Raw genomic sequence first — 18382 nt, 5'->3', positions numbered from 1 at the left:
AAACTGCTGCGCGCCAGGCTAACCGGTCGCCCACGGAGCGCGACCCCCGCGGGGCCGGGACTCGCGGGGCCGGGACTCGCGGGGTTCACGGGCGTGCGGGAGCCGCCCGGCCGACGCCACGCCCTCCAGGTAGCCACGGGCCCGCTCGGTGCGGGGGTAGGCCTCCAGCAGCCGCCAGAAGCCGGGCCCGTGCCCGGGAACGAGCAGGTGGGCGAGCTCGTGGAGCAGGACGTAGTCGAGCACGTACTCCGGCATGCCCTGCAGCCGGTGCGAGAGCCGGATCGTCCCCTCCGCCGGGGTGCAGGAGCCCCAGCGGGTGTTCTGGTTGGTGACCCAGCGCACCGACGTGGGGCGGGCCCGGCCGTCCAGGTACTGCTCGGAGAGCCGCGCGGCGCGCTCGGCCAGCTCCCCGGCCGCCGGAGTCCGCCGGCTCTCCTGCGCGGCCAGCTTGTCCAGCATGACGCCGACCCAGCGCCGCTCGTCGGCCGCGGACATGCGGGCGGGGATGAGCACGACGGTGCGCCCGTCCTCCCGGTAGGCCGACACGGTGCGTCTCCGGCGGGCGCTGCGCCGGACCTCGACCGGGCCGTGCTCGGTCACCACGAGCGCGCCCTCCCGGGACGGCGCGCTCTCGTGGGGGTGCGCGGCATGCGCGGGCGGGCGGCCGTCGAGAGGTGCGGCGCTGTCCAGCGGTTCGGCGGTCACCCCTCGACGGTACCGGGCCGGAGGCCGGCTGCCGAGGTCACATGACTCCTGCGCAGGACTAGTACGACTGTCACCCACCCCCTGTGGACAACGCGACGCACGATCCGGCCGGAGGGTCCATGCTGTCGGAAGTTGTCGTGAGTTGAGCCGTTTCCCGCGGTTCACGCGGTACGTCCGCCGTGGGCGGGCGCCTTGAAGGGGGTCACCGATGCATCCGATGATCAAACCGGCGCTGAGGCGCTGCTGGCGGGACCGGCAGACGGTCCAGTACGGGGTCACGCCCGCGCACGCGGTCGTGCTGGGACCGGTCGACACGGCCACGGGCAGCTTCCTCGACCTGTTGGACGGCACTCGGAGCATGGCCCGGCTGCGGGAGGCCGCGGCCGGGATGGGGCTCGCCCGCGGGACGGCGGAGCGGGTGGTGGACCGGCTGACGGGCGCGGGGCTGCTGGAGGACGCGGCGGCGGTCCGGGGTGCAGCCGTTCCCGGAGCCGCGGGCGAGCGGCTGCGCCCGGACCTGGCCTCGCTGTCGGTCCTGCACCCGTGTCCGGGCACGGCGCCCCGGCTGCTGGCCGCGCGGCGGTCCGCGCAGGTGCAGGTGCGCGGTGGCGGCAGGGTGGGCGGAACCCTGGCCGCGCTCCTGGCCGCCGCCGGGGTGGGGCGGGTGGAGGTGGCGGACGGTGGCTGTGTCACGGCCGGGGACACCGCCCCGGGCGGGGTCGGCCCCGAGCAGGAGGGGCGGCGCAGATCGGCGGCCCTGCGGCGGGTGGTGACGCGGGCGGCGCCCTGGTCCCGGCGGCCCCGGGGCGAGCCCGGCCGCGCGGGGAGCGGCCTGGATCTGGTGGTCTTCGCTCCCCGGGACGGGCTCGCGGCCTACGCGCCGGATCCCGAGCCGGCGCGGGAGCTGCTCGCGGCCGGCCACCCGCACCTGTACACGGGAGTGTTGGAGGCGACCGGCTTCGTCGGCCCGCTCGTCCTGCCCGGGGAGTCGGCCTGTGCCCGGTGCATGTGGGAACGGCGGGCGGCCCGGGAGCCGGCCTGGCCGCTCATGGTCGGCCAGTGGCGGCAGGCCCGGCGCACCACGGTCCCGGCCTGCGACGTGGCGCTGGCCGCGGTGACGGCGGGCGCGGCCGCCTCCTTCGTCCTGAGCTTCCTGGACGGGGACGGCGCGGCCCCGCCCGGGGTACGCGGCTCGTTCGTCCTGCCCGGGCTGCGGCGCGAGGAGGAGGCTGTGCGACCGTATAGCGAGTGCCCGTGCGGTGCAGCCGAACAGGAGCCCGAGGGGCTCGGCGAGGCGGCCCCCGCCTCGGGCATGCCACAGGTGACCATGGCGACCGGGCCGGGCGGCGCGGGAGCTCCTGGAGCCAGTCCGCGAGTTGGAGGGGCGTCGCATGTCAGATCTTCCCCGTAAGGCCGTGACCCGGACCGCCAAGCTGGCGGCGCTGCCACTCGGATTCGCGGGCCGTACGGCACTCGGTATCGGCAAGCGCCTCGGCGGCCGTCCGGCCGAAGCCATCGCCGCGGAGCTTCAACAGCGCACCGCCGAACAGCTCTTCTCGACGCTGGGATCGCTGAAGGGAGGGGCGATGAAGTTCGGCCAGGCGCTCTCGGTCTTCGAGTCTGCGCTTCCCGAGGAGGTGGCCGGCCCGTACCGGGCCGCCCTGACGAAGCTTCAGGACGCCGCCCCTCCGATGCCGGCGGCGACGGTGCACTCGGTACTCGCCCAGCGCCTCGGGCCGGGCTGGCGGGAGCTTTTCGACGAGTTCACCGACAAGCCGGCGGCCGCGGCCTCCATCGGCCAGGTACACCGAGCGGTCTGGCACGACGGCCGGGAGGTCGCCGTCAAGGTGCAGTACCCGGGCGCCGGCGAGGCCCTGCTCTCCGATCTGTCCCAGCTGAGCCGGTTCGCCCGGCTGCTGGGCCCGCTCATACCGGGCATGGAGGTCAAGCCGCTGATCTCGGAGCTGCGGGAGCGGATCGCCGAGGAGCTGGACTACGGGCTGGAGGCGGAGGCGCAGCGCGCCTACGCCGCGGAGTTCGCCGAGGACCCGGACGTGCGGGTGCCCGACGTGGTCCACCAGTGCGAACAGGTTCTGGTCACCGAGTGGATGGACGGCACCCCGCTCGCCGCGGTGATCCGCGAGGGCAGCCAGGAGGAGCGGGACCGGGTCGGCCAGCTGCTCGCCCGCTTCCTGTTCAGCGGCACCGCGCGGACCGGTCTGCTGCACGCCGACCCGCACCCGGGCAACTTCCGGCTGCTGGATGACGGGCGGCTCGGCGTCATGGACTTCGGCACGGTCAACCGGCTGCCGGAGGGGCTGCCCGGGCCCATCGGCGTCACGCTGCGGATGACGCTGGAGGGGCGGACCGAGGAGGTCTACGCGCTGCTACGGGGCGAGGGGTTCATCAAGCCGGACATCGAGCTGGACCCGGAGGCGGTCTACGCGTACCTGCGCCCCATCATCGAGCCCGCCGCGGCCGGGGAGTTCCCCTTCACCCGCGACTGGATGCGTGACCAGGGAGCACGCATAGCCGACCCCCGCTCCCCGGCACACCAGTTGGGCAAGCAGCTCAACCTCCCCCCGTCCTACCTGCTGATCCACCGGGTGTCCCTGAGCACGATCGGGGTGCTGTGCCAGCTCGGCGCCCGGGTGCGGCTGCGCGACGAGCTGGAGGACTGGCTGCCCGGCTTCTGCCCGCAGGAGGCGGACGAGGAGCTCACCGGGGAAGCCGCTGACGGGAGCGGCGAGGAGTGCGCGGAGGTGCGCGCCGAGAAGCCCGCCGGGGAGGACGCCGAGGAAGGCCCCGGAGAGGACCCGGCGGCGGCCGGAGGCCGGGCCGCCCCAGGCGGCGTCTCGGGGGTGGCCCTGGAGAAGCACGCGCAGGAGCCCGACCCGGAGGGTCCGACCGCCGTGGCCGGGACGGTGGCCTGAGGCCACCGGGCTCCCGGGCCCCGATGGCCGGAGCCGGGGCGCTGGTTCGCGCCCCGGCTCCGGGCTACTGCCGACGACCGCGGCCGGCCCCACGGGAGCTGCGGTCGGTTCAGGTGGTGTGGTGATCGTTGTTGCCACGGTGCCGGATCACGGACGTCGCCTCCCTGGCGTCACCGCCGCGTCCGGGAGCCGGCCGAGACGGGCTGCGGCCGGCTCCCGGACGCGGCCCGCCGGCGTTCCGGCGGTGCGCTCGGGAGCCATGCCGAGCCGGTCGGCTGGTACCGCCGGACGGGCTCTAGTACATGACGGTCCGGGCGAGAGCCCGGCGGGCCTTCAGCGAGGCGCGTTCCGCCTTGCGCTGCATCCGCCGGGCCAGCACGATCTGGCACGCGAGCTGCTCTTCGCGCGCCTCGCTCCGGTACTGCTGTATTCGTGCTCGGCTCAGTGTTTCGGGCATGAGTTGCATCTTGCGGGTCCTGTTCTGCGTGATGGCGGGCCACTCGTCGCGGCTTCGCCCACGTGCGGTGAAGTCGGTGTCGTTCATCGGGTCCTGCTGCGTCGGCCCGTACGCGGCCGGGCTGTCGATCGTGCCGGGGGCGTTCATGCCGCGACCGGGTTCTTGCGCGGGCGGCCACGCGGCCGCTTCCGGGGCACCACGACGCCCTGGACGAACAGTTCGCCGCCCCAGACGCCCCAGGGCTCGCGACGGTCCTTGGCTCCGGCGAGGCAGGCCTCGCGCAGCGGGCAGGTCCTGCACAGCGACTTGGCGTACTCCACGTCGGCGGGAGCCTCGGCGAAGAAGACCTCGGGGTCGTAGCTGCGGCAGGGAACGGCCACGCCGAGCCGGTCGATGGCGTCGTCCAGCTCGGTGAGCGTGGTCAGGGGGGTCAAGGAGTCCTCCGTGGGATCAGGCGGGTTCAGGTCGGTTTGCGGTGACGGTGCGTGCGTCTGCGTCTGCACTGGTGACTTCCTCGTCTGTCGTTGTCGGTCCGGTGGGTGAACCGGGCTGCTCGGGCAAACAGAAGGGCCGCGGTACCCGATGTGGGTTCCGCGGCCCTGGAAGGTGCCGACCTGATCGCCGATCAGGCTGGATCTCTCCAGGGTTCAGGCCCACGGAAGGCCCACATCGTGTGGTGCTTGATGTACAGCGTCTTCTGGCGACGTTCGCCGGCACCCGCCACCGCTGCGGTGAAGGCGTGGGCCGTGGCCCGCGCCCCCGACACTGCGGCGGATGCCTTCGCCGGTCGCTCATCGCCCACCCGGACACCGGAGAGACCGGTGGCCAGGAGGCTGCCGCCGAGCGAGCAGGTGGCAACGACCGAGCGAGCGGTCGTCAGGGCGTTGGTGTTGCCCGGGGTGATCTCGAAGATGCCGTTCACTGGTCTCGCCTCCTCTCGGCGTCTCGGCGGGAACCGGCCGAAGCCGGACCCGAACGTGTTCAGGGATAAGTACAGCGTGGAAGGGAAGAAGCCGGAAAGCCTGCCGCCCTCTCCACATCCGGAAGGCTATGGGGCCGGTGGCGGCCCGCGCAAACTATTTTCCCCACGGTTTTTTCCCAGGTCGGCGGCGCCCCCTCGCGAAGAGCGCGGAACCTGATGTTCCGTTCAGCCCCCGGCGTCCTCCGGAGCGGGCTCCTCTCCCGCGCACAGCGCCAGGACCGCGGCGCCGAAGGAGCGCGCCTTGCGTGCCGTGACGCCGGCGATGGAGCGCAGCTCGGACTCGTCGTCCGGCACGCGCTCGGCGATGGCCATGAGCGTCTTGTCCGTGAAGACGCAGAAGTCGGGCTGGCCGATCCTGCTCGCCTGCCCGGCCCGCCATGCGCGCAGCCGCTCGTACAGCTCCTCGTCGAGCTCCGAGGGGCACTCCTCGCAGCGCATGAGCTTGACCTCGCCGGCGCCGGTCAGGGTGCGACCGCAGACGCGGCAGCGCACCAGCGCCCGCCGCCGTGCGGGGCGGGCGGGGCCGCGGCCGGCCTCGGCACCGCCTCCCGGCGCCGCCGGCGCCCGGCCCGGTGACGTGGCCGCGGAGCCGCCGCCGGAGCCCGGGCGCAGGCCGTCGAGAAAGCGGGTCGGCCGACGGGACGGGCGCCCCCCGGGCGTCCGGGACAGCGACCAGGAAAGCCGCAGATGCCGCCTGGCCCGCGTCACCCCGACGTAGAGCAGCCGGCGCTCCTCCTCCAGCTGCTCGGGGGTGCGGGCGTAGCTGATCGGCAGGACGCCCTCGCAGAGGCCGACCAGGAAGACGGCGTCCCACTCCAGGCCCTTGGCCGCGTGCAGCGAGGCCAACGTCACACCCTCCACCGTGGGAGCGTGCTGGGCGCTGGCCCGCTGGGCGAGCTCCTCGACGAAGGCCGAGAGGGTGACCTCGGGCCGGGCCCGCTCCAGATCCTCGGCGAGGCGCACGAGGGCGGCGAGGGACTCCCAGCGCTCCCGTACGGCGCCCGATCCGGCGGGCGGCTCCGCCGGCCAGCCCCCGGCCCGGAGCACGGCCCGCACCCGGGCGCTCAGCCCGCGGACGCCGGCGAGGACGGGATCGTTGTCCCCGGCGCGCGCGGCTCCGCGCAGGGAGATGCCCGCCTCGCGCACCTCGGGGCGGTCGAAGAAACGCTCGGCGCCGCGCAGCCGGTAGGGCACCCCGGCGTCCGCCAGGGCCTGCTCGTAGACCTCCGACTGCGCGTTGATCCGGTACAGCACGGCGATCTCGCTGGCGGGCACCCCCGACGCGATGAGATCCCGGACGCGGCGCGCGGTGTCCGCGGCCTCCGCCGGTTCGTCGGCGTGCTCGGCGTAGCCGGGCTCCGGGCCGGCCTCGCGCTGCGAGCGCAGCTCCAGCCGGTGCCGGGCAGCCCGTCCGGCGGCCTGCGCCAGCAACCCGTTGGCCAGGTGGACGACCTGTGGTGTCGAGCGGTAGTCCCGCACGAGGCGGACCACGGTCGCCGAGGGGTGGCGGGCCCGGAAGTCCAGCAGGTGGTCGGGGGTCGCGCCGGTGAAGGAGTAGATCGTCTGTGAGGCGTCCCCGACGACGCACAGGTCGTTCCGCTCGCCGAGCCACAGCTCCAGCAGGCGCTGCTGGAGCGGGCTGACGTCCTGGTACTCGTCCACGACGAAGTGCTGGTACTGGCGGCGGACCTGCTCGGCGATGTCCGCCCGGTCCTGCAGGATGGCCACGGTCAGCAGCAGGACGTCCTCGAAGTCGATGACTCCGCGCTCCCGCTTGAGCTCCTCGTAGGCGGTGAAGAGGGCGGCGATCTCCGCCGCGTCCCGCGGGACGGCGCGCCCGGCGCGGGCGGCGGCCCCCGGGTAGTCGTCGGGGACGGTCTGGGTGACCTTGGCCCACTCGATCTCGCTCGTCACGTCCCGCAGCTCCGTGCGGTCCAGCCGCAGCCGGGTACGGACGCCCGCCTCCCCGACGAGCGCGGCCTTGCGGTCGAGCAGGTGGGGCAGCTCGCCGCCGACGGCACGCGGCCAGAAGTACTGGAGCTGTCGAAGGGCCGCCGAGTGGAAGGTGCGCGCCTGGACTCCCTCCGCGCCGAGCTGGCGCAGCCGGCCGCGCAGCTCCCCGGCGGCGCGGTTGGTGAAGGTGACGGCGAGCACTCCGGCAGGCGGCAGCACACCCGCGCGTACGCCGTAGGCGATCCGGTGGGTGATGGCACGCGTCTTGCCCGTACCGGCCCCGGCCAGCACGCACACCGGACCGTGCAGTGCTGTCGCGACCTCGCGCTGCTCCGGGTCGAGCCCGGCGAGCACCGCGTCGGCCGACTCCGGTACGCGCGGGAAGGCTGAGGTCTGCGCTGCTGCTGTCACCCCGCCATGCTGCCAGCTCCGCGCCGGGGCCCGTGCCGGTCGTCCACAGGAGCGAGCGATTCGTCGTACCGACGCGACCCGCCCCGCCGGACCACGCCGACCCGCCCCGAGCCGGAGGGCGTCCCCACGTCACCGCACAAGGGTACGAGGGGCCATCCCCGGGCCTCAGCGGCCCGGGGCCCCACACTCGGCCGGCACCGGATCAGGCGGGGTTCAGGCGCCGACCTTCTCCTTGACCTGCGCCAGCGACGGGTTGGTCAGCGTCGAGCCATCCGCGAAGAGCAGCGTGGGCACCGTCTGGTTGCCGCCGTTGGCCTTCTCCACGAACGCCGCCGAATCCGGGTCCAGCTCGATGTTGACCTCGGTGTACGGGATGCCTTCGCGGTCCATCTGGCCCTTCAGGCGGCGGCAGTAGCCGCACCAGGTGGTGCTGTACATCGTCACGGTTCCCTGCATGGGGCTCGTGCTCCTTCGCGTCGTTGGGGGTCGTGCGCTTGGCACAGGGGGAACGCGGACCGGCCCGCCGGGATTCCCGGGGCGCGGGAACGGCGGAAAGCGGCCCGGCCCGGGCCCGGCCGGGCGGGCGGGGTGCGTCAGGCCGCGGAGACGGTGGGCAGCGGGCCCCCGTACCAGTGCTCCACCAGCCGGGCGGCGATCGAGATGCCCGAGGGCGACTTCACCTCGCCGGCCAGGATCGCGGCGCGCAGCTCGTCCCGGGAGAACCAGCGGGCCTCCTCGATCTCCTCGCCGTCCACCGTGATCGCCGGGTCCACGGCACGGGCCATGAAACCCAGCATGAGGCTGGTGGGAAACGGCCACGGCTGGCTGGCGACGTACTCCACGGAGCCGACGGTGACCCCGGCCTCCTCCGCGACCTCCCGGATCACCGCGTTCTCCAGCGACTCCCCGGGCTCGACGAAGCCCGCCAGGGTGGAGAAGCGGCCCTCGGGCCAGTGCACCTGGCGGCCGAGGAGCGCCCGGTCCTTCTCGTCGGTGACGAGCATGATCACGGCCGGGTCGGTGCGCGGGTAGTGCTCGGCGCCGCAGGCCGGGCAGCGGCGCACGTGCCCGGCCGCGGCGATGACGGTGCGCTCGCCGCAGCGGGAGCAGAAGCGGTGGAGGCGCTGCCAGTTCTCCAGGGCCACCGCGTGCACGAGCAGGGCCGTGTCGCGCTCGCCGAGCAGGGCACCCGCCTCCCGCAGCCCGGCCGGGCGGGCCAGGTCGTCCATGCGGCCGGGCAGCGCGTCCTTCTGCAGGGCGAAGTAGCGCACCCCCTCGGCGTCCACCCCCAGGAAGTAGCGGTGCGACTCGGTGAACGGCGCGTCGAAGGACGGCATGGTCACCAGTTCGGTGCCGCCGTCCTCGGTGTCCACGACCAGGGCCTGGCCGCCGGAGACCACGAAGCAGCGGGTGGTGGGGTGACTCCAGGCCGCCGCCAGCCACGCCTCGTCGAGCCGGTGTCCGGCCGCCCGGTCTATGCCTCCGGTGCCGGCCAGCGTGAGCGGGCGCTCGGTGTACTCCTCGGTCCAGGTCGTCACGGCGGTTCGGTGCTCCTTGTCGACGTCGACAGGTTCGGGCGCTCGGGCGTGCCTGCGAGCTTATCGGTGCCGTCGTGGGGCTGTGTCCCCCGTGCGGGGTCCTGCGCCCCCGGCGGGGTGCCCTCCAGGAGCAGCCGCTCCAGCTCGGCCCGCCCCGGCAGGGCGGCGGGCCGGACCACACGGCCGCTGCGCACGTGCAGGAACGCCGCCCGCACCGCCTGGGGGTCCAGGCCGTGCTGCTCGGCCCAGGCCAGCCGGTAGAGGGCCAGCTGCAGCGGGTCGGCGGCCTGCCCGCGGCCGGTCTTCCAGTCGATGATCTCGAAGCCGTCCTCGTCCCGGTAGACGGCGTCGATGCGGCCCCGCACGATGCGCCCGCCCAGTTCCAGCTGGAAGGGCGCTTCGACGCGATAGGGGGTGCGCTCGGCGTAGGGGGTGCGGGAGAAGGCGGCCTTGAGGGCCTCCAGCTCCCGTTCGTCGGCGCGCTCGGCCGCGCCGTCCAGCCGCCCCTCCGGCCCGCCGAGCGGGCCCTCCTCGTCCTCGGCACCGGGCAGCTCGTCCGGGCCGAGCATGGGCAGGGCCAGCTCCTCGAAACGCGACTCGACCCAGGCGTGGAAGAGCGTGCCCCTGCGGGCCGCGGCCGGGCGGGGCGGGCGCGGCATCGGGCGGGCGAGGTCACGGGCGAACTGCTCCGGGTCCGCGGCGAGCCGCATCAGCTCGGAGGCCGTGAGGCTGGCGGGCAGCGTCACCTCGCGCCGGGTGCGGCGGGCCCGGCGCAGCTCGCCGGCCAGAGCCGTCAGGTCCCGGTCCCAGGAGGCGGCCAGCCGCTCCTCCTCGGGGGTGAGCAGGGACTCCTCCTCCGGCGCCGGCTGCTGGGCGGGGACGGCTGCCTCGGGCCCGCCCAGGACGCTCAGGTGGGCCTGGACGGCATCGGCGGCGGCGCGGCGCCGGGCGAGGGCCTCCTCGTCGAGCGGGAGCGGCCAGGCCCGCTCCTCCTCGGGCGCGGCCAGCGCCGGGTTCTCGGCCCCCTCGGGCGGCGCCTCGGCCCAGACCTCCACCTCGCCGTGGGCCGGGTCCTCCTCGACGTGGCCGCGGACGGCGTCCAGGAAGAGCGAGGGGCCGCGGGGCTTCTTCTGGCTGGGCCCCCACCAGTGCCCGGAGGCGAGGAGCAGGCCGCGGGGGCGGGTGAAGGTGACGTAGCCGAGCCGCAGCTCCTCGGTGGCCTGGTGCTCTTTGGCGGCGGCCTCGTAGGCGGTGCGCGCCTTGGCCGTCCAGCCGCCCAGTTCGGGCAGGGTGGCGGCGTCACCGCGCAGGGGGTGCGGGAGGACCCTGGGCTGGGTGAGCCAGGAGTCCTGACCGCGCTCGCTGGGGAACTGGCCGGCGACGAGCCCGGGGACGGCGACGACGTCCCACTCCAGGCCCTTCGACTTGTGGGCCGTCAGCACCTTCACGGTGTTCTCGCCGCCCGGCAGCGAGCTGTCCAGCCCCTTCTCGTAACGGACGGCGGTGCGCAGGAAGCCGAGGAAGGCGAGCAGCGTCGTCTCGCCGTCGAGCGAGGCGAAGCCCGCGGCCAGGTCGAGGAAGGTGCCCAGCGTCTCCCGGCGGCGGGCGGCCAGTGCCTCGGGGGACGCGGCCAGTTCCACCTCGAGCCCGGTGACGGCGAGGACCCGGTGCAGCACGTCCATCAGCGGGTCCGCCAGGGAGCGGCGCAGCTCCCGGACCTCGGCCGCCAGCCGGGCGAACCGCACCCGCGCCGCGGCGGAGAACGGCAGCTCGTCCTCGTGTCCGCCGGATTCCAGGAAGGTGTCCAGGGCGTCGGCCAGCGAGACGACCTCGGCCGGGTCGGTGCCTTCGACTGCGGCGGCGAGCCGGGCGTCGGCGTCGGCCTGGTCGAGGGGCGGGGGCCCGGCCAGCAGCCGGGCGCGGCGGCCGAGCAGCGCAAGGTCGCGGGGGCCGATGCGCCAGCGGGGCCCCGTCAGCAGCCGGACGAGGGCCGCGTTGGCCGTCGGGTCCTGGAGGACCTCGCAGGTGGCGACGAGGTCGGCGATCTCCGGCAGGTGCAGGAGCCCGGACAGTCCCACGACCTCGACGGGCAGCTCGCGGGCGACGAGGGCGGCGTGGATCTCGGCGAAGTCGGCCGCGCCCCGGCACAGCACCGCGGTCTCGCCCGGCGGGGTGCCGGTGCGGACGAGGTGGGCGAGGGAGTCGGCGAGCCACTCCAGCTCCTGGGCGTGCGTCTCCAGCAGCGCGCACCGCACCCGCCCGGCCCGTTCCTCGCCCGGTGCGGCGCGCAGGGCCTCCACCCCGGCGTGCCGGGCGCGCAGCGGGGAGGCGAGGGTGTTCGCGAGAGCCAGGAGACGGCCGCCGCTGCGCCGGTTCTCGCCGAGCGCGTACCGGGCGGCGGGCGTGCCGTCGGGGCCGGCGAAGTGCCGCGGGAACTCGTCCAGGTTGGCCACCGAGGCGCCGCGCCAGCCGTAGATGGCCTGGCAGGGGTCGCCCACGGCGGTCACGGGATGGCCGGTGCCGGCGCCGAACAGCCCGGCGAGCAGCACCCGCTGGGCGACGGAGGTGTCCTGGTACTCGTCCAGCAGGACGACGGCGTACTGCTCCCGCAGCAGCCGCCCGACCTCCGGGACGTCCCGGGCCAGCCGGGCGGCGAGCGCGATCTGGTCGCCGAAGTCGACGAGGTCGCGCTCGCGCTTGCGGGCCCGGTACTCCTCGACGAGGCCGAGCAGCTCCAGCCGCCCCCGGGCCGTCTGCGGCACCTTGCGCAGAGCGGCGTTGGTCAGCTTGACGGCGCCGCCCTCCAGGTGGGCCGTCAGCTCGGTGTCGTACGCCCGCAGCCGCTCCGGCTCCACCAGGTGCTCGGCCAGCTCACCGTCCAGCGCCAGCAGGTCCTCGACGAGCGCCCCGAGGTTCTTGGTCAACGCGGTGAAGGGTCCCGGCGCCGCCCGCAGCACCGAGGCCGCCAGCTGGAACCGGGTGGCGTCCGCCAGCAGCCGCACGGTGGGCTCGACCCCCAGCCGCAGCCCGTGCTCCGTCAACAACCGCCCGGCGAAGGCGTGATAGGTGGAGATGTCCGGCTCACCCGGTTCCTCCTCGGGGTCGGCCGGGGCGGTGTCCAGCACCCCGGCGGCCACCAGCGCCCGACGCACCCGCTCGGCCAGCTCCCCGGCCGCCTTGTTGGTGAACGTGAGCCCCAGCACCCGGTCGGGCGCGACCTGCCCGGTGCCGACCAGCCACACCACCCGGGCTGCCATCACCGTCGTCTTGCCCGAGCCGGCGCCCGCGACGATGACCTGCGGGGCGGGCGGCGCCGTGATGCACGCCAGCTGCTCCCCGGTGAAGGGGATGCCGAGCAGCTCCTTGAGTTGCTCCGGGTCGCTGAGCCGTGCCGTCACGGGGCAAGACGCTAACGCGCCCCACCGACACCGGCCGACGCCCCCACCCACGAGGCCTGCGTCACACCCCGGCCGCGAGCAGCTCCGCCAGCCCGTCGACGTCACCCGGGTCCAGAGCGTCCGGCGGCGCCACGACCTCGACGGGTCCGTTGAAATCGGACATCGCCACCCTGTGCGTCACGTGATCGCCGCTGATCCGCTTCACTTCGAGAAGGTACGGGGCGTCGTCGTCATTGGCGATCAACGCCTCCACGGACCGCATAGAGCCGAGACTGACGATCGGAATGGCCTCTACGCCGACGTGCGTGAGCGGCTCACCGTTGGTGAGCCACCGTTCCGAGTCGAGGGATTCCCGCGAGATCTCGTCGAACACGTCGAGTGCACAGAAGTCGCCCGGGTCCTCGATGCCGCTCACGTCGATCCACCGCTCGGTGAGCAGGTCGACCAGGCGGTCAGGCCTGTCCTCCGGCAGGTCGTAGCGCGTGCGCCAGAAGCCCTCGTCCCCCTTCAGGTAGAGGTCCTGCCCGTCAACGCTCCGAACATCGACGCTGCCCACCGTCGGCTGGGACAGGCTGCCCCGGCAGGAGCCGTCCCCCGCCACGAGGACGTCGGACTCCAGCGTGCCCAGGGTGATTCTCACGCGCGCGCTGTCCAACTGCCGCACGGCCTCAAGGCCGGCGGCCATGATCTCGTTCGGGGACCTGCGCTCCAGCGCGGTGCCGGGCCGCTCCTCGGCAGTCGCCTTCGGGCTCGGCGTCCCCTCGTTCGCGGCGCCCGCGTCCTCGTTCTCCGAGCACCCGACGAGGCCCAGCACCAGCGCCGCGGCTGCCACCGCGGCGCGTCTCCCTCCGGCTCTTCCGGTCGTCATCCGTGACCCCCTCCGGTACCGCTTCGTGCCGGGTCCGGCACGAAGCGGTATCCCATCACGGGCCCGTCGGTCCGGGAGAGCCCGGGGGTTACGCCTCGGCGCCTCCGGCCAGGTCGTTCAGGTCGACGGCGTCGGCGGGGGCGGTGACCTCGATCGGCTTGTCGAAGTCGGAGAAGGTCATCTTCTCGACCGTGCCGTCCTCGGTCTCGTTGGTCATCTCGAGGATGTAGGGCGCGTCGTCGTCGTTGGCGACCAGGCCCGTGGTCGTCCCGCCCTCCTCCTTCGTGGTGACCGGGATGACCTCGACGCCGTCGTGCTGCTTCTTCTCGCCCTTGGTCGCCGACGGGTCGGAGCCGGCGTCCGAGGTGTCGCCCATCAGCTCGCCGAGGTCGCAGAACCCGGAGATGTCCTCGTCCTCGCCCATGTCCACCCAGCGGTCGGCGAAGAGGTCGACCATGATGTCCTCGACCTCCTGCGACTCCTCGGAGTTGGCGCGCCAGAACTTCTCGTCGGCCTTCATGTAGCCGTGCCCCTCGACGCCGATGAACTCGAAGCCGCCGGTGGGCTGGGACATCCTGCCCTCGCAGGAGCCGCCCTTGTCCAGGGCGATCTCCATCTCCGTCTCCACACCGTCGAGGTCGACGGTGCCCTTGACCCGCATGCTCTCCGCCTGCGTCATGGCCTCTTCGGAGAGTCTCATGACCTCCTGGGCGTCCTTACGCTCCAGCTCCGTGCCGACGGACTTCTCAACGGTCGGATCCGGCTGCGGCGACGACGCGGGCGTCTGCTCGCCCCCGGCGCTGGTGTCGTAGTCGCCCGACCCGCAGCCGGTGATACCCAGCACGAGTGCGGCGACGGCCGCCGTGGCACGGATAGCGGTCTTCACGTGTTCGTTCCCCTCCCTGGTTGCCGCGCCTGGACGGCGCGAAGCGGTATCCCATCACAGCGAGGTGAACGCCCGGCGAGCGGGCCACCGCCGGCCGCGCGGCCTCACTCCACGACGTGCCGGCCCTCGGGGAGGGCGCTGCAGGAGGAGCGGAAGGAGCAGTTGGCGCACTGACGGCCGGGGCTGGGCGTGAAGCGCTCGTCGAGGACGCGCCCGGCGGCGGTGGCGAGGAGCTCGCCGACCCACTCGCCCTCCGGCCGCGGGGACAGGGGCTCCTGGCGCTGGACGGCCGGGAGCGCGTCGCCGCCGTCCCGCTTGGCCGCGGGGAGGCGGAGGTGGACGAGTTCGGCGCCGCCCGCCTCCAGCGCCGGGTCGCCCTCCCGGACGGCGAGCTGGTAGACGGCGAGCTGGGGGTGACGCTCGACGTCGGCGGCCGTGGGCTTGGCCTGGCCGGTCTTGAAGTCGACGACGTAGACACGGCCTTCGGCGTCCTGCTCCAGCCGGTCGACGCTGCCCCGGACCCGGACGCGGACCTCCCCGGCGGTGAGGGTCACGTCGAAGGGGTGCTCGGTGCCGAGGGTCCGGCGGCCGGAGCGGTCCAGCACGTGCCAGCGCAGGAAGCGCTCCAGGGCCGCGCGGGCGTTCTCCTTCTCCTGGCGGGACTTCCAGGGCGCTTCGAAGGCGAGGGCGTCCCACACGGAGTCGAGACGTTCGAGCAGCACGCCCAGGTCCGCCGGTGTGGTGCCGGAGGCGACCTCGTCGGCCAGGACGTGCAGCACGTTCCCGAAGCCCTGGGCCGTGGAAGGCGGGGCGTCGGCCCTCACCTCCCGTCCCAGGAACCACTGGAGGGAACACTGCGAGGTGAGTTGGCCGAGCGCGCTGCCGGACAGGGCGACGGGCAGGTCCGGGTCGCGCAGCGGTACGGCGGAGCGGGTGGGTTCGGCCAGGCCCCACCAGCGCTGGGGGTGGGCCGCCGGAACCAGGGCGTGGCCGTCGTCGTCGCGGAGGGCGGCCAGCCGGGCGAGCCGTCGGGCGGCCGCCTCGCGCAGGGCCGGGCTCGCGGCGGGATCGACGGTGGTGGCGCGCAGTTCGGCGACGAGTCCGGCCACGGACAGCGGGCGCGGTGGCCGCCCGCCGACGTCCCGGGGTTCGACGCCCAGCTCGGCGAGGAGCCGGGAGGGCTGGTCGGCCTCGTCGCTGGCGCTCTTGACGGCGGTGACGACGAGACGGTCCTTCGCCCGGGTCGCGGCGACGTAGAAGAGCCGCCTCTCCTCGGCCAGGAGGGCGCCGGGCGGGAGGGGTTCGGCCAGGCCGTCCCGGCCGATGCGGTCGGCCTCCAGCAGGGAGCCGCGCCGGCGCAGGTCGGGCCAGAGCCCTTCCTGGACGCCGGCGACGACGACGAGCCGCCACTCCAGCCCCTTGCTGCGGTGGGCGGTCATGAGGCTGACGGCGTCGGGGCGGGCCGCCCGGCCGGCGAGGGTGTCGGCGGCGATGTCCTGGGCATCCAGTTCGGCGAGGAAGTTGAGCGCGCCGCGGCCACCGGTGCGCTCCTCGGCGCGGGCGGCGGCGGCGAACAGGGCGCACACGGCGTCGAGGTCGCGGTCGGCGTTACGGCCCGCGGCACCGCCGCGGCGGGCGGCGCGTTCGAGCCGTGCGGGCCAGGTGGTGCCGTTCCAGAGCTCCCACAGGGCTTCTTCGGCGGTGCCGCCTCCGGCCAGCAGCTCACGCGCCTTGCGGAGCAGCAGGCCGAGGTTCTGGGCGCCGGACGCGTAGGCGGGATCGTGGGCGACGAGGCGTTCGGGCTCGGCTAGGGCCAGGGCGAGGAGTGCGTCGGAAGGGCGGGGGACGGTACGTCCCGCTGCGCGTTCCTCCTCGCGCAGAGCTCGGCCGAGGCGGCGCAGGTCGGCGCTGTCCAGTCCGCCGAGCGGGGAGGCGAGGAGAGTCAGGGCGGTCTCGGTGTCCAGCCAGGCGGAGGCGGCGGATTCCGCAGCGTCTTCGGGCAGGGACCCCCCGGCGCCGTCGGGCGCGGCGTCCGCCGTGACGGCCTCCGCGTCCGCCGTGACGGCCTCCGCGTCCGGCGCGGCGGTGTCCGCGGGCGCCTCGGCCGCGCTGCCCGCGACCGCGCGCAGGGCGGCGAGCAGGGGCGTCACGGCCGGTTCGCGGCGCAGCGGCAGGTCGTCGCCGGAGACGTCGACGGGGACCCCGGCCGAGGTGAGGGCGCGGCGCAGCACGGGCAGCGAGGCGCCCGCGCGGACGAGGACCGCCATCTCCGCCCAGGGCACGCCGTCCTCCAGATGGGCGCGGCGCAGCAGGTCGGCGATGTTGTCGGTCTCGGCCCCGGCCGTGGGGTAGGTGTACGCCTCGACGCGCCCTCCGGGACGCTCGGCCGTCGGTTCGCGGTGGGCCCGGACGGCGTCCGCGGGCAGCTTGGGCAGCGGCATCCGGCGGGTCAGCAGGCGGGTGGCGGTAAGCAGGGCGGCGCCGGACCGGCGGTTGGCGCGCAGGACGGCGGTGCGGGCGCCGGGGAAGATCTCGGGGAAGTCGAGGATGCCGTTCACGTCGGCGCCCCGGAAGGCGTAGATGGACTGGTCGGGGTCGCCGAAGGCCACCAGGGTCCGCCGGGTGGCGGGCGGCCCGGCGAGGGCCCGCAGGAGGCGCACCTGGGCCGGGTCGGTGTCCTGGTACTCGTCGATGTAGACGGCGTCGTAGGCCCCGGCCAGGAACTCGGCGGCGCCCTCGGGTCCGGTGCGCTCGGCGAGGAGGACGGCGCGGTGGACGAGCTCCGCGTAGTCGAGCACGCCCTGGAGGTCCAGGACGTCGAGGTACTCGGCGAGGAACGCGGCGGCGGCCGACCAGTCGGGGCGCCCGGTGCGGGCGGCGAAGGCGGCCAGCTCCTCGGGGGCGAGCCCGAGCTCCCGGGCGCGGGCGAGCACGGCGCGCAGCTCGTCGGCGAAGCCGCGGGTGGTGAGGCAGGCGCGCAGCTCGTGGGGCCAGTCGAGGTTCGGAGCGGCGCCTTCCGCATGTCCCCGCAGGAGGTCACGGATGTGAAGGTCCTGTTCGGGACCGGAGAGCAGCCGGATGGGCCGGGCGAAGAGTTCGGCATCCTGGTGGGCGCGCACGAGTGCGTAGCAGTACGAGTGGAACGTGGTCGCCTGGGGTGCGGCTCCGCCCATTCTGGCGGCCATGCGGTCCCGCAGCTCGACGGCCGCCTTGCGGCTGAAGGTCAGGACGAGGACGCGCTCCGGGTCCGCGCCCCGGCGCACCCGCTCGGCGACGGCTTCGACCAGCGTCGTCGTCTTTCCGGTGCCGGGCCCGGCGAGGACGAGCAGGGGGCCCCGGTCATGGTCAACCACAGCCCGCTGCCCTGCGTCCAAGGCAGGGAGACTCGCCCGATCCGGCGGGGTGCGCACCAACCGGTAGCCATCGGACATCTGGGGGGAACTCACGTGGATCGCCGGTCCTGGGGTCTGTGCTGGGTGGTGCAGACGGTACGCGACGGGCCTGCCGGGCCGCAGGACGTCTCGGCGGTACTCCGGACGGCGCGCTCGCCTCTGGGGACGGCGAACGATGACGGAAGCTGGTAAGTGTGAACGGCCTGGAGCACCGCAGCCGCGGAACGGCTTGGTACGGCGTCCGCAGCGCCCCGCTAGAGGGAAGCGCCCGGATGCGTGACGCGGGCGGGCTCCCCGGGGCCCTCCGGGTGGACGCCCTCAATGCCGTGCCCGGTGCCGTGCCCGGCTTCGGCTCCCGGGACGTCGCCTCCCGTGCCGTCCCAGCGGGCGCGGGACAGGTCCAGCCGGGGCCGCGCGCCGGTGGCGGGCTCCCGCAGCGGGGTGCCCTCCGCCCGGTAGTGCGCGAGGGCGCGCTGCTCGTGGCCCGGCAGCAGGGCGCCGTCCGCCCGCACGACACGCCACCACGGGACGCCGCCGCCGTACAGGGCCATCACGCGGCCGACCTGGCGGGGCCCGCCCGTGCCCCGGGAGCGGGCGGGGCGGGATATCGCGGGACCCCGGAAGCCGGGGTCCGCGGAACCGTCGCGCTGCTCGGCCGCCGGGCCGGCGCTCGCCGCGGCCGGCTCCTCGGCGTCGAGCTCGGCGTCCTCCTCGCGCAGCCACCGCGCCACGTCCCCGTAGGTCAGGACGCGCCCGGGCGGGATCAGCTCGGCGACCTCCAGCACCCGTTCCGCGTATTCAGGCAGCTCTCCCATGAGGGTCATGGTGCCGTACTCCTCGGACACTGCCCGGGTCCCGG

14 protein-coding genes are annotated in these 18382 nt (G+C 74.8%); 2 read left to right on the top strand and 12 right to left on the bottom strand.

The window, feature by feature from the left end; all coding sequences use genetic code 11:
* Positions 1-18: 18 nt before the first annotated feature.
* A complete protein-coding gene (locus O7609_RS18145) occupies positions 19-603 on the bottom strand; it encodes a M48 metallopeptidase family protein (RefSeq protein WP_269744379.1) in 585 nt (194 codons plus the stop codon).
* Between the two features lie 310 nt (positions 604-913).
* Here O7609_RS18145 and O7609_RS18140 point away from each other — a divergent pair, with 310 nt between their 5' ends.
* Complete coding sequence (locus O7609_RS18140) at positions 914-2116, top strand: ThiF family adenylyltransferase (protein WP_269743894.1); 1203 nt, start codon at positions 914-916, stop codon at positions 2114-2116.
* Positions 2097-3638: an ABC1 kinase family protein gene (locus O7609_RS18135; protein ID WP_269735944.1), complete on the top strand. Its 1542-nt coding sequence runs from the start codon at positions 2097-2099 to the stop codon at positions 3636-3638. Before O7609_RS18140 ends, O7609_RS18135 begins: the two co-directional genes overlap by 20 nt.
* A gap of 295 nt (positions 3639-3933) precedes the next feature.
* On the opposite strand, the gene O7609_RS18130 is transcribed toward O7609_RS18135, so the two are convergent.
* From O7609_RS18130 to O7609_RS18080, 11 genes are all read right to left on the bottom strand, one after another.
* Positions 3934-4242 carry a hypothetical protein gene (locus tag O7609_RS18130; protein ID WP_269735945.1) on the bottom strand — a complete coding sequence of 103 codons (309 nt, stop codon included), beginning with the start codon at positions 4240-4242 and terminating at the stop codon, positions 3934-3936.
* On the bottom strand, positions 4239-4598 hold the full coding sequence (locus O7609_RS18125; protein WP_269735946.1) for a WhiB family transcriptional regulator: 360 nt from the start codon (positions 4596-4598) through the stop codon (positions 4239-4241). Before O7609_RS18125 ends, O7609_RS18130 begins: the two co-directional genes overlap by 4 nt.
* A 122-nt stretch (positions 4599-4720) precedes the next feature.
* On the bottom strand, positions 4721-5017 hold the full coding sequence (locus O7609_RS18120; protein WP_269735947.1) for a hypothetical protein: 297 nt from the start codon (positions 5015-5017) through the stop codon (positions 4721-4723).
* A gap of 225 nt (positions 5018-5242) precedes the next feature.
* Positions 5243-7501 carry an ATP-dependent DNA helicase UvrD2 gene (locus tag O7609_RS18115; RefSeq protein ID WP_269744378.1) on the bottom strand — a complete coding sequence of 753 codons (2259 nt, stop codon included), beginning with the start codon at positions 7499-7501 and terminating at the stop codon, positions 5243-5245.
* A 153-nt stretch (positions 7502-7654) separates the two neighbouring features.
* On the bottom strand, positions 7655-7897 hold the full coding sequence (locus O7609_RS18110) for a mycoredoxin (protein WP_269735948.1): 243 nt from the start codon (positions 7895-7897) through the stop codon (positions 7655-7657).
* A 137-nt stretch (positions 7898-8034) separates the two neighbouring features.
* Positions 8035-8979 (bottom strand): NAD(+) diphosphatase, encoded by a 945-nt coding sequence (gene nudC / locus O7609_RS18105; protein ID WP_269735949.1) that lies wholly within the window; start codon positions 8977-8979, stop codon positions 8035-8037.
* A complete protein-coding gene (locus O7609_RS18100) occupies positions 8976-12377 on the bottom strand; it encodes an ATP-dependent DNA helicase (protein WP_269735950.1) in 3402 nt (1133 codons plus the stop codon). Before O7609_RS18100 ends, nudC begins: the two co-directional genes overlap by 4 nt.
* Before the next feature lie 61 nt (positions 12378-12438).
* Positions 12439-13245: a hypothetical protein gene (locus tag O7609_RS18095; protein WP_269735951.1), complete on the bottom strand. Its 807-nt coding sequence runs from the start codon at positions 13243-13245 to the stop codon at positions 12439-12441.
* A gap of 88 nt (positions 13246-13333) precedes the next feature.
* Complete coding sequence (locus O7609_RS18090; RefSeq protein WP_269743893.1) at positions 13334-14131, bottom strand: hypothetical protein; 798 nt, start codon at positions 14129-14131, stop codon at positions 13334-13336.
* A gap of 104 nt (positions 14132-14235) precedes the next feature.
* Entirely contained in the window at positions 14236-17562 is a 3327-nt protein-coding gene (locus tag O7609_RS18085) for an ATP-dependent helicase (RefSeq protein WP_269744377.1), read from the bottom strand.
* Between the two features lie 215 nt (positions 17563-17777).
* Positions 17778-18338, bottom strand: a complete 561-nt coding sequence (locus tag O7609_RS18080; protein ID WP_332330051.1) for an MGMT family protein — start codon at positions 18336-18338, stop codon at positions 17778-17780.
* Positions 18339-18382 lie beyond the last annotated feature (44 nt).

The sequence above is a fragment of the Streptomyces sp. WMMC1477 genome, from assembly GCF_027460245.1.
In the GTDB taxonomy this organism is placed as follows: Bacteria; Actinomycetota; Actinomycetes; order Streptomycetales; family Streptomycetaceae; genus Streptomyces.
The sequence above is the reverse complement of the archived record's forward strand: the minus strand, read 5'-3'. Positions and strand labels throughout refer to the sequence as shown.

What these genes read in the sequence shown, in the direction of transcription:
- O7609_RS18110 (WP_269735948.1), bottom strand. Translation starts at nt 7,897, where the DNA reads ATGCAGGGAACCGTGACGATGTACAGCACCACCTGGTGCGGCTACTGC.
- O7609_RS18135 (WP_269735944.1), top strand. Translation starts at nt 2,097, where the DNA reads ATGTCAGATCTTCCCCGTAAGGCCGTGACCCGGACCGCCAAGCTGGCG.
- O7609_RS18130 (WP_269735945.1), bottom strand. Translation starts at nt 4,242, where the DNA reads ATGAACGCCCCCGGCACGATCGACAGCCCGGCCGCGTACGGGCCGACG.
- O7609_RS18080 (WP_332330051.1), bottom strand. Translation starts at nt 18,338, where the DNA reads ATGGGAGAGCTGCCTGAATACGCGGAACGGGTGCTGGAGGTCGCCGAG.
- O7609_RS18085 (WP_269744377.1), bottom strand. Translation starts at nt 17,562, where the DNA reads ATGTCCGATGGCTACCGGTTGGTGCGCACCCCGCCGGATCGGGCGAGT.
- O7609_RS18095 (WP_269735951.1), bottom strand. Translation starts at nt 13,245, where the DNA reads ATGACGACCGGAAGAGCCGGAGGGAGACGCGCCGCGGTGGCAGCCGCG.
- O7609_RS18140 (WP_269743894.1), top strand. Translation starts at nt 914, where the DNA reads ATGCATCCGATGATCAAACCGGCGCTGAGGCGCTGCTGGCGGGACCGG.